This is a genomic window from Neptuniibacter sp. 2_MG-2023 (assembly GCF_030547495.1).
GTDB lineage: Bacteria > Pseudomonadota > Gammaproteobacteria > Pseudomonadales > Balneatricaceae > Neptuniibacter.
Genome location: NZ_JAUOQC010000004.1, coordinates 208,554 through 219,793, shown reverse-complemented (window position 1 = coordinate 219,793; position 11,240 = coordinate 208,554). Strand labels below are relative to the sequence as shown.

General features: G+C 40.7%; 10 protein-coding genes. 3 read left to right on the top strand and 7 right to left on the bottom strand.

What is annotated here, in order from left to right:
* Nucleotides 1-55: 55 nt before the first annotated feature.
* The 3 genes from Q4486_RS06090 to Q4486_RS06080 all read right to left on the bottom strand — a co-directional run bounded on the left by Q4486_RS06090 (nt 56) and on the right by Q4486_RS06080 (nt 1,933).
* Nucleotides 56-205, bottom strand: a complete 150-nt coding sequence (locus Q4486_RS06090; protein WP_156473660.1) for a hypothetical protein — start codon at nt 203-205, stop codon at nt 56-58.
* 199 nt (nt 206-404) lie between these two features.
* On the bottom strand, nt 405-647 hold the full coding sequence (locus Q4486_RS06085; RefSeq protein WP_067864239.1) for a GrxA family glutaredoxin: 243 nt from the start codon (nt 645-647) through the stop codon (nt 405-407).
* Between the two features lie 533 nt (nt 648-1,180).
* The gene (locus tag Q4486_RS06080; RefSeq protein WP_303416855.1) at nt 1,181-1,933 is read right to left on the bottom strand and encodes a TIGR04211 family SH3 domain-containing protein; all 753 of its coding nucleotides are present in this window, start codon (nt 1,931-1,933) and stop codon (nt 1,181-1,183) included.
* A 70-nt stretch (nt 1,934-2,003) separates the two neighbouring features.
* Here Q4486_RS06080 and Q4486_RS06075 point away from each other — a divergent pair, with 70 nt between their 5' ends.
* Nucleotides 2,004-2,810: a mechanosensitive ion channel family protein gene (locus Q4486_RS06075; RefSeq protein WP_067864242.1), complete on the top strand. Its 807-nt coding sequence runs from the start codon at nt 2,004-2,006 to the stop codon at nt 2,808-2,810.
* Between the two features lie 85 nt (nt 2,811-2,895).
* On the opposite strand, the gene Q4486_RS06070 is transcribed toward Q4486_RS06075, so the two are convergent.
* The 3 genes from Q4486_RS06070 to Q4486_RS06060 all read right to left on the bottom strand — a co-directional run bounded on the left by Q4486_RS06070 (nt 2,896) and on the right by Q4486_RS06060 (nt 7,092).
* Nucleotides 2,896-5,094 (bottom strand): hypothetical protein, encoded by a 2,199-nt coding sequence (locus Q4486_RS06070; RefSeq protein WP_303518761.1) that lies wholly within the window; start codon nt 5,092-5,094, stop codon nt 2,896-2,898.
* A gap of 144 nt (nt 5,095-5,238) precedes the next feature.
* Nucleotides 5,239-5,529 (bottom strand): membrane protein insertion efficiency factor YidD, encoded by a 291-nt coding sequence (yidD, locus tag Q4486_RS06065; RefSeq protein WP_067864248.1) that lies wholly within the window; start codon nt 5,527-5,529, stop codon nt 5,239-5,241.
* Between the two features lie 168 nt (nt 5,530-5,697).
* Nucleotides 5,698-7,092, bottom strand: a complete 1,395-nt coding sequence (locus Q4486_RS06060) for a PhoH family protein (RefSeq protein ID WP_067864253.1) — start codon at nt 7,090-7,092, stop codon at nt 5,698-5,700.
* A gap of 291 nt (nt 7,093-7,383) precedes the next feature.
* Between Q4486_RS06060 and cobB the strand changes: the two genes are divergently transcribed.
* Both cobB and ppnN read left to right on the top strand, forming a co-directional pair.
* A complete protein-coding gene (gene cobB, locus Q4486_RS06055; RefSeq protein ID WP_303518757.1) occupies nt 7,384-8,094 on the top strand; it encodes a Sir2 family NAD+-dependent deacetylase in 711 nt (236 codons plus the stop codon).
* A gap of 230 nt (nt 8,095-8,324) precedes the next feature.
* Nucleotides 8,325-9,716 (top strand): nucleotide 5'-monophosphate nucleosidase PpnN, encoded by a 1,392-nt coding sequence (gene ppnN, locus Q4486_RS06050; protein ID WP_067864259.1) that lies wholly within the window; start codon nt 8,325-8,327, stop codon nt 9,714-9,716.
* A gap of 92 nt (nt 9,717-9,808) precedes the next feature.
* Here ppnN and bktB read toward each other — a convergent pair whose 3' ends face one another.
* Nucleotides 9,809-10,993 (bottom strand): beta-ketothiolase BktB, encoded by a 1,185-nt coding sequence (gene bktB / locus Q4486_RS06045; RefSeq protein WP_303518755.1) that lies wholly within the window; start codon nt 10,991-10,993, stop codon nt 9,809-9,811.
* Between the last annotated feature and the right edge of the window lie 247 nt (nt 10,994-11,240).

Here is an 11,240-nt window from a genome sequence, read left to right as displayed (position 1 = left end):
ATTGATACAAACTGAGCTGCAATTTATGTAGATCTATTTAAGAAATACCAAACGTTTAACGGCCGCGATGGTGTCGTCTTTGTTGCTCTAACTCATCCATACGACTTTCTATGCGAATCGGTTTTACTTTAGCTTTACTATTTTCCCAAAGCTGCAGAATAATAATTCCAGCAGCAATAGCAAGAAGAACGGTAAATGTCATCATAACCTACTCCTAAGCCGGTATTGGACCAGCTATAACGTAATTTCAGTATAACCTAAACGAGATCACTATTATCAAAAAGAAAGATCTAAAAAACTATGATTAAGTCTCAGCTTAAATGATAGATCTCTTTTTGTAGCATCGTAAAAGTTTTTAAAACAGCTTACGGCTTCTATTACTATATTGGGGTAATATTTTATTTTTAAACGCCAGCTTGAGTCAGAAACGCTTCCAGCTCAGTAAAACCACCAATATGCTCTTGGCCGCAAAATACCTGAGGAACAGTTTCAACAGGTTTGCCTACTGTTTTTTCTAAGTCTTCTTTGCTGATATTTTCTTTATGAATATCAATGTAACGATAGTCCAGACCTTTTATTTCACATAGCTCTTTTGCTCTTACGCAGAAACCACAACCTTCACGACCAAAAATAGTAATACGTTTCATTGCTGGACCTTCCTTCTAATATTTAAGTTGAGTGTATTGAAACAGCTTCTTATAGGGATGACTAATTAGATCTATTAATCTTCTCGATTGTTTTTCTAAATCAAATAATTTGGTCATTAATTTTGGTGCAAAAGCAGAACTATATTGGTGCGCTAACCTCTAACTTTTGCTGGACACTTATAAGTGTGAGTAACCTTGTGCAGTGCAATAAGGGGTTCAATCAGGGATGGTTATTGGGCTTAACCACTTTGTCCCCAGTGTCTGTGGATAACCCTGTAAACAACCCTTGGGAAAGCAACTTAAGCCCCTATAAAATGGCTCTATTTTATATCTGGTTAAAAAATAACCAGCTATTTATCTTGTTGATTTTAAAGGTATATTCTTGTTTTTTAATGTATATAAAAGGAAATTGCTAAGTTTTGGAGCATTAATGTTTTCGTCATTAATCTTTAACTTATGTCAATGCCTTTGTGGGTTAAATATAAAAAAACCAGGCAAATAAACCTGGTTTTTTTATGACTCAAATATACAGCTTAAAACCACTCATCTTTCCGTTTTCTTCGTTTAGGGAAGTATGGGAGAATCAAACCTAGAATTACACCCCCTAAAGCTACTAGACCGCCATGTGTAAACCAACGCATTAGATTGCTTTCATCGCTAGACTCAATTTTAAAATTAAGCTCTTTGATGGTCGCATTTAATTCTGCTACTTCACTGGTTAGAAGCTGGTTCTTTTCGCGCATACCACCTGATTCACTTTGCAGTGTCTCTATTTTAGCGGCTTGCTCAGCGACTGTGATTTGGCTTTCTTCAAGACTGCTTTGGAGCTTCGGTAATCGAACCGAGATACTATCGCCTGGGTCTACAGCGGTCGGTTCAACCCAACCTATGCGCCCCTTAGACATACGTATCTGGACATACTTCGTCTTTGGATCTCGTTTTAGTATATCAACAGAGCTACCACTGGGGATGCGTGTGATAATACGATATTGATTGCTCGGGCCATTATGAACATAGATCATTGCGTCATCGGCAATATGACCTTTTTCAGCATGGACGGAGGCAGAAAAGAGTAGAATTGTGGCTAGAATTAACTTTTTCATTGATACAGTTGTTTGAACACTAGAATTTGTCATATTGTACGGATTAAACTGGCTGCTTAACAGGTTGTTTTGTAAGTAAAGACGTAAAAAGTTCCATAACTGACTAAACAGTGAGGTAAAGTTACGTATTACCAAGAAGCGAGACAGCCTCAGTATGCCTGTTTGGCTATTGTTAAGATTCATATTGTTTTAATTCGTTCACTTTATTTTTTAATCGTTTAAAAAATAGTAATTAATTCTTCAGGGGAACTAAATGGAAAATTTCTTTGACGCCTACGTCTTTCCATGGATCGTAGATATTCTTATTGCGCTTGCTATCTTTTTTATCGGTCGTTGGGTTGTTAAACAGCTGATAAAACTGTTAGAACGCGTTCTGCGTAAATCTAAGCTTGACGATATGTTGATTAACTTCATCACATCTATAGCTAATGTTGTGATGCTACTTTTTGTAATTGTTGCTGCATTAAGCCATTTAGGTGTTGATACTACATCACTTATCGCTTTGGTTGGTGCTGCAGGTTTAGCTATTGGCTTGTCTCTTCAGGATTCTCTGAAGAACTTCGCAGCTGGCGTTATGCTAGTGATCTTTAAACCTTTCCGTGAAGGTGATTTTGTTGAGGCTGCGGGTGTTTCTGCTGTGGTAGAGCATATCCAGATCTTCAACACGATTATGCGTACAGGTGATAACCGTGAAGTTATCGTTCCAAATGGTGCTATTTATAGCGGCGTAATCACTAACTTCTCTGCGCGTGATACACGTCGTATCGATATGGTATTTGGTATTGGCTATGATGATGATCTACGCAAGGCAAAAGAAGTATTAGCTGAGATCATTGCTGCAGATGACCGTATTCTAAAAGATCCAGCACCTGTTATCGCTGTATCAGAATTGGCTGATAGTAGTGTTAATTTTGTTGTACGTCCTTGGGTCAACTCTGCTGATTACTGGGCAGTGCTTTGGGGCACAACTGAAGCGGTTAAATTACGTTTTGATGAGGAAGGTATTAGTATCCCTTTCCCTCAAATGGACGTTCATATGCATAAACAAGAAGAAGCTTAGTTTCTAAGTATTTTTCTTATGATTGAAAAGAGCCTCATTTGAGGCTCTTTTTTTACATAAATTCTAAAACAACAATGATTTTAAGTTATGGATTCTTTTCCTCATCACCTTTTAATAACTTAAGTTCTTTGCTTAACAATAAATTTTCCTGTTTGATCTTTTGTGATTCCAATCGGTATTTCATTATTTCCTGATAACGGGCTTCAATTTTATCTTCGAGTTGATCAATAGTTTCCTGCTGACGTGCTGTTTTGTCTTCTAGTTTATCGAGCTGTGTCTGTAGCTCTTCGATCAAGCCAAAGCTTGTCATGCTGACACTGCTATCACTGTCGCTATCTTTCTCTGTTGTTTGTAGCTCAGAGAATATATGGCTGTATAAGGCCTTTAAGTCAGCTTCTTCACGTTGGTTGTAGCGGATCGTGTTCTCTATAGCATTATGTGCGCTGGCTGCACCTAGAGAGCCTGCGAGCACATGCTCCACCATGCGATGGAACTCGACGAGCTCTATAATGGTGATAGTTTCTTTTTTAGAGACTTGTAAATCTTCGGCGATGGTAAGTACTTCATTGGTCGCTTTCTCTTCATCAATATAATTTGATAAGAGGCTTTTTGCTTCTTCAATTTTAAGCTGTAAAGGGATGTAAGCGTCTAATCCTGTAGGGCGTGCCTTACGTTTTTTCCTTGTGGTCATCGAGCTGATAAATTCAGTTCTAAGGTTTCTTTCGCTTTTATTTGGGCTAAAGATTAGAGAGCCGATAATGTAGCAGCTGATGTTAAATACCATAGACCAAAAAACCGCATGGGTGATCGGGTGTAAACCCTCAAGTCCAAAAAGTGCTTCAGGTCTCAGTGCTTGTATATGCCAAGGCCCATTGGTTAATAGGTCTTCTGAAAACCACCCTTGCTTAATAAATGTGGGAACCAAAAGGCTATAAAACCATATACAAAAGCCAGAAAGTAAGCCTAATTGGGCACCGAGACTATTGCCCTTTTTCCAGAAAATACCACCAAATAAAGCGGGAGAAAATTGTAGAACAGCAGTAAACGAGATAAGCCCAATGGCTACTAATATATAAGCATCTGAGAACTCGTTAGCAAATAACAAGCTTCCCATTAAAATAAGGGCAACAACCAACCAGCGCAGTTGTAATAAGTAGCTTCGGATAAACTGTAGGGAAGGGATTCTTTCCAGTATAGGTAGAATTAGATGATTGGACACCATAGTTGAAAGCGTCATTGTGGTAATAATAATCATCCCTGTTGCCGCTGAAAAACCACCAATAAAGGCTAATAGTGTGAGACCACTACTACCGGATTGTTGAGGGAGAAGTAACACAAAAAAGTCGGCTGATTCTGAAGGCATTCCCATTAGTAAGCCGGCTGCGGCGATAGGCACAACGAACAAATTGATTAAAACCATATAAAGTGGGAATACCCACATGGCTGTTTTGATATGCCGGTGATTGGCGTTTTCGATAACAGATACATGGAACTGTCGAGGTAAGTTATGTATTGCTGAGAAGCTTAAGATCAGTAGTGTGGCCCACATCAGCCCGCTGTCTTTAGTGGCTGTAAAGCTGGCAACATGCTCTAAGTCTGCGTCTTTTAGACGGTTTAAGATGTCGCCAAATCCATCGAATAAATAATAGGTAGCAAAAATACCTACAGCTATAAATGCAATGAGTTTCACTAGGCATTCCGCAACGAGTGCAGCCATCATTCCTTGGTGGCGTTCTGTTGGGTCAAGCCTTCGAACACCAAAAATGATGGTAAAACCTATCATGAAGAGTGTAACGATCCAGCCCGCTAAATCATGCTGCGAGCCGCTGTTAGGACTATTAGTGATCAGTTCAAATGAGCTAATGATAGCTTCAAGTTGTAGAGCGATATAAGGAACAATACCGATTAGGGCGATGAGGGTAACTGTTGCAGCGATCTTTTGAGAACGGTTATAACGGGTAGAGATAAAGTCAGCGATACTGGTGATTCTGAATGTTTCTTTCACTTGAATCATGCGTTTAAGCGTAATCCACCAGAAAATAATCCCTATCAGGGCCCCACCATAGACACCTAAAAATAGTAAGCCGGAAGATGCAGCAAAACCTACACTGCCATAAAAGGTCCAAGATGTGTGGTAGACCGCTAAGGATAATGCGTAAACCCAAGGGCTACTTGATGTGGGCTTAGGTTTATTTTGGATGCGTTTTTCAACTACCTGAGCAATAGAAAAAAGCAGACCTACATATAAGCTAATATAAAGAATAACGGATAGCGGTGTGAACATATTACCCAGCTCAATCTATCTCTGTGAAGTGTCGTTATATTAAACCCTATATCTTGTGGGCTAAAGAGGTTGAGATTAATAATTATAGATGTCTTGCACTAAAGGTCCAAAAGGAAGGGTTAGGCTTTAAATAAATGGAAATCTTTAGATTTGCTTTGTATTGCTATCATCTTTTGTATGTTTATGTTGTTCACAACAGCTATCAGGAACTGGATCATAGCCCCCGTCATTATAGGGGTGACAGCGGCCAAGCCGTTTGATGCCAAGCCATGTACCTTTAATCGGTCCATGCACTTGAATGGCTTCAATCATATAGCTTGAGCAGGTTGGATAAAAACGGCAACGGGGCCCAATCACGGGACTGATCAAGTAGCGATAAATGTTGACTAAGCCAATTAATAATTTGCTTAGGATATTTTTTAAAAAAGTACTCATCCCACCATTCTAGTTGAATTGAGCTATTCAATATAGCGTAAAACGCAATATATAAGGTTTTGTTAATGTAAAGATTGTGCTGTTTAGCTCACAACCCTAAATTAATCATATTAGGGTTGTGAGGCTAGGTACTAGGTGTCTATTTTTCACACTTTTGGTTTATGTTAACTATAAATGTTCTTCTGCATATTCAGCTAAACGTGAGCGGAAAATACCTTCAAGATGAATGTTGGCGGCGCCTTCATAATCTTTAAAGCGTTCCACTAAGTAAGTTAAACCTGAGGTTAGTGGGGTTAAATAGTTGGAATCGATCTGCGCTAAATTACCTAAGCAGATAATTTTCGAGCCTTTACCGCAACGGGTTACTATCGTTTTAAGTTGTGAAGGGGTTAAATTCTGGGCTTCATCCAGAAGAACAATTGCGTCCTGAATACTTCGTCCACGAATGAAGTTGAGTGATTTAAATTGGATGTTTGCCTTCTCGATAGCATATTTTACACTGCTTTGAGGGCGTTCATCGTTCTCATGCATAGCTTCAAGGTTATCTTGGATTGCACTCAACCAAGGGGTCATTTTTTCCTCTTCTGTTCCTGGGAGGAAACCTATATCTTCAGCCACAGGTGGTGTTGATCGCGTCACAATAATCTTATTATAACGGCGTTGTTCGATAACCATTTCAAGGGCACAGGCGAGGGCCATTAATGTTTTACCTGAACCTGCAGCACCATTAAGAATAACCAGATCTAAATCAGGATCTAAGACTGCGTTCATGGCAAAGGCTTGGAAAATATTGATGGGCTCAATTCCCCAACAGTTTTGCTGCATTAGCCTGTCTACGCCTAAATCGCGAAGTGTAACTTGGCCATCACGAACCGAGGTGACGCGTGCGGCAAACTCTTCTGTATCATCGTAAAGGTATTCGCAAGGGTAGGTGTTGGGTAACACCTCTTGGCTTATTTGATGGTACGTGTGGGTGTCTTCTTGATAGCTAGTGACATCTTCAACTTGCTCCCAGAAATTACCCTCAATGTTGTAGTGGCCTGCCGGTAAAAGATCAATATCTGAAACGAGTTGATCGGTTCTATAATCTTCAACCTTTTTTAGACCCGCGCCCAATGCCTTGAGGCGCATATTGATATCTTTTGTGACCAGAATAGTTTCACGGTGAGGGTTTGTTGCTTGTAAGTGCAACGCGCAGTTAATGATCTGGTTATCTTTGTTGGAGTTCTGCGGTAGGAAGCCTTGTCGTGCGGTAAGTTCATGATCAGGGAAAATGCTCAATTGTCCTAATTTATAATCACTGTTAGCGCTAGACAGAGGGGTAATAATATCTACGCCTTTGGTGATTTGAGCCGCATCTTTAGCGTGGGTGATGATGTCATCTATAGCACGTATCGCTGCTCGTGCTTCTTGAGAAACATTTTTCTTTCTATCCTTTATATCGTCCAACTCTTCTAAAACAGTCATCGGAATAGTGATGTCCTGTTCTTTGAATTCATAAAGGCATTTAGGGTCATGAAGTAAAACGTTGGTGTCGAGAATATAGAGTTTAGAGGCGGTCATAGCCGGTTCCTTCTATAGCCGAGGGGAGTAATGTAAACCAGAGGTTGATTCACGTCAGGGCGAGTGCGACGAAGCCTAGGATTAGGTGCCACAATTCTTCTTGTTATGCTGCAAACGTTATAGTCCGTTTGATCCACTAGGGTTTCTCAGTTGTAGGCTGATTGATTGGTTACTTTTATCTTAGTCGATGAGATTTATCGCGCTAATTTCTAAGTAGCCAACTCCACATAGTCTAGTAATACATATGTTGCTGTAGTATGACAAGAGGCAAATTGTTGCAAGGAAATTAATATGGCGATTGAATCTATAGTGATATTGACCGGTGCGGGTATCTCTGCAGAGTCTGGTATTAAGACTTTTCGCGCCTCAGATGGCTTATGGGAAGATCATAAAGTCGATGATGTGGCGACACCTGAAGCGTTTGAACGTAATCCTCGATTAGTCCATCGTTTTTATAATGAACGCCGTAATCAGCTATTGTCACCTGAGATAAAACCTAACTTAGGTCATTATGCGTTAGCTGAGTTAGAAGAGAAATTTTCGGGCAGAGTTTTAGTCGTTACCCAGAATATTGATAACTTGCATGAACGGGCAGGAAGTAGAAACCTCCTACATATGCATGGTGAGTTATTAAATTTACGCTGCAAAGAAACAGGTGTTATTTACAGAATTGATCAAGACTCACAGCCAGAAGATCTCTGTCAATGCTGTGGGTCATCAGGGAACTTACGGCCAGATATTGTCTGGTTTGGTGAACTGCCTATGCATATGCCGCAGATCTATAATGCGTTGGAGCAGTGTGATCTATTTATCTCTATTGGCACTTCTGGGCATGTTTATCCTGCTGCCGGTTTTGTTGAGATTGCTAATGCTGCAGGTGCATTAACGGTTGAGCTTAATCTTGAACCATCTAGAGTGGGAACGGTTTTTGATCATAAGATTTATGGCCCCGCAAGTGAAATAGTGCCTGAATTTGTTAATGAAATCCTTTGCCAGATTTAAACTAGGTTTTTGATTTAGAATGGCTTTTTGTGGGTTTCTGTTTTCTGTTCTATAGTTAAACGGGTTCTTTTATTTTATGAGTTAAGAACCTTAACAAGACTTAGGTTGTAAATATTGCTATGTATTTTCATATCACTGTAACAAGCAAAATTTAAAACTAAGATAGATCCATATGTTTTTGATGTAAATCGAGTTGATATAGATATTTCTCGATTCAGGAGATGGTCATTATGATGGCAGAAAAGTACGTAACCACCAGTATTACTCCATTAGAGAGCCTGGATACGTTATCTCCCTATGAGATAGCTAAACTTCAAGATGTGAGTCAAGGCGGGCTTTATCGTTTGTTTCGCCAGTGCTGTTTAGCCGTTTTAAATAGTGGTAGTGCACTTGATAGCACCAAAATGGTGTTAGATAAATTTAGTAACTTTGATATAAAAATTAGCCAAAAACATCGCAGTGTTCAGCTTGAACTACTTAATGCCCCTGCGGCTGCGTTTGTGAATGGTGAAATCATTACAGGTATCAGAGAGCATCTATTCTCTGTATTAAGAGATCTGCTGTATGTAGGTTCTGAAGTAGATGAATGCTGCCCAGGGGCAAGCGAGTCAGACACCATTACGAATAGAGTCTTTCATATTCTTCGCCATGCGGATGCCATACGCCCCCATATACAGCCTGATTTAGTTGTGTGTTGGGGAGGTCATTCAATAGAGCGTCCTGAATATGAATACACAAAAAAAGTTGGTTATGAGATGGGCTTGCGAGGGTTGAATATTTGCACAGGTTGCGGCCCTGGAGCGATGAAGGGGCCAATGAAAGGCGCGACAATCTCTCATGCTAAACAGCGCATAAAAAATGGTCGTTATGTGGGGATTTCTGAGCCGGGTATTATTGCCGCGGAAAGTCCTAACCCTATAGTTAATGAACTTATTATCATGCCTGATATTGAGAAACGATTAGAGGCATTTGTACGTTTAGGGCATGGGATTGTTGTATTTCCCGGTGGTGCAGGAACGGCAGAAGAGATTCTCTATATTTTAGGTATTTTATTACATGAAAAAAACCATAATTTGCCTTTCCCATTAGTACTAACGGGGCCGGAAGGTAGTGAAGATTATTTTGCTACAGTGGATGCTTTTATTAAAGCGACCTTAGGTGATGAGGCCAGTAAACGCTATCAAATTATTATTGATGATCCCCATGATGTTGCAGAGGTCATGAGAGAAGGCTTGGAGCAAGTGACTCGTTATAGAAAAGCAACCAGTGAGTCGTTTCACTATAACTGGCAGTTATATATTCCAGAAAGTTTTCAGCAGCCATTTGAGCCAACCCATGAAAATATGGCGGGATTAAAGCTGATGAAAGATCAGCCAGACTTTGAATTGGCAGCTAACTTACGTCGGGCCCTGTCTGGTGTTGTTGCAGGTAATGTTAAAGAGCCTGGGATTCGTGCTATTGAGGAAAATGGACCGTTTGAAATATGTGGTGAGGAAGCGATTATGGCTCCTTTGGATCAATTACTAGAATCATTTGTTGCTCAACGACGAATGAAAATCAACTATCAAGAGTATCAACCCTGTTACCGTTTACGCCCAGAATCTGAAGCCGTTGCGGTTTGAGAGTCAGGGTGGGATATATATTTTAGATATAAAAAAGCCGGATATTTATCCGGCTTTTAGTATGTATAAATAACTAGTTAATTAGTTGATCATTAAGGTCTTTCAAATAAAGCAGCAATCCCTTGGCCGCCACCGATACACATAGTGGCTACAGCATAACGGCCACCTGAACGTTGCAGCTCATAGAGTGCTTTTACGGTAATAATTGCACCTGTGGCGCCTATAGGGTGGCCCAAAGAGATACCGGATCCATTGATATTGACTTTATCTGTTGGTAAATCTAAATCGCGACATACGGCGAGTGCTTGCGCGGCGAAGGCTTCGTTGACTTCCCAAACATCAATATCCGAAACATCCAAATTAGCATCTGCGAGTAGCTTTCTTACCGCAGGGATTGGGCCTATGCCCATATATTTAGGTTCGACACCAGCAAAAGCGTAGCCGACAAGTTTAGCCATAGGCTTTAATCCTTTTGCTTTAGCAACGTCAGCCGCCATAAGCGTAACGGCGGCGGCAGCATCATTAAGGCCAGAGGCATTGCCTGCCGTGACTGATCCCTCTTTTTTGAAGGCAGGACGAAGCTTCTGCATATCAGCTAAAGTGCAGCCATGGCGTGTGTGCTCATCTGTATCGAAAGGCACCATTTCGCGCTTAACTTTGACATTGATCGGTAGGATTTGCTCTTTAAAGGTGCCTGCTTTTATCGCAGCTTCAGCTCTATTGTGACTAAGTACCGCTAAATCATCTTGATCTTCACGGCTGATGCCCCATTTTTCAGCAACATTTTCAGCTGTAATTCCCATGTGATTATCGTCAAATGGACAGGTAAGTGCACCAACCATAGCATCAAGTATTTGCCCATCACCCATACGAAGACCAAAGCGCGCAGAGGGCATCCAATATTGAGCTCTACTCATGGATTCTGAACCGCCAGCTACCGCAGCATCACAAACGCCTAATTCTATTTGTTGAGCTGCGGTAATAATTGCTTGTAAGCCACTGCCACATAAACGGTTTAACGTGAGTGAAGGGGTTTCGTGTGGAAGCCCTCCATTCACAGCCGCTACGCGGCCTAAGTACATATCTCTACGTTCAGTATGAACCACATTACCAAACACGCTGTGGCCAATATCTTCGGGCGCTATGCCGGCACGCTTGACGGCTTCTGCAACACATTCTGCGGCCATTTGGCAGGGTGGGATATCTTTTAAGCTTCCGCCGTAACTACCAATAGCTGTACGCACGCCACTCAGTACCACGATCTCTCTTTGGGTCATTTTTATATGCCTTATTTATTTTAGTTGAGGAGAGAAAGTCGCTTGCTTCATTATTAGATTACCGCTACCAAGAAACTTTCTATCTTCACCATAGCACCGCAATCTGGTGGGTAGATATACAAAAGCAAGCCTTGGCATAAGACATTGGTTTTACATTTGAGTCTTTTTTAGACTGATGTCTAAGACCTAAGCGCAATTTTGTTGTTTTTAGTGAAATGCTTTTGGAGGAACACACGAATGATATTTT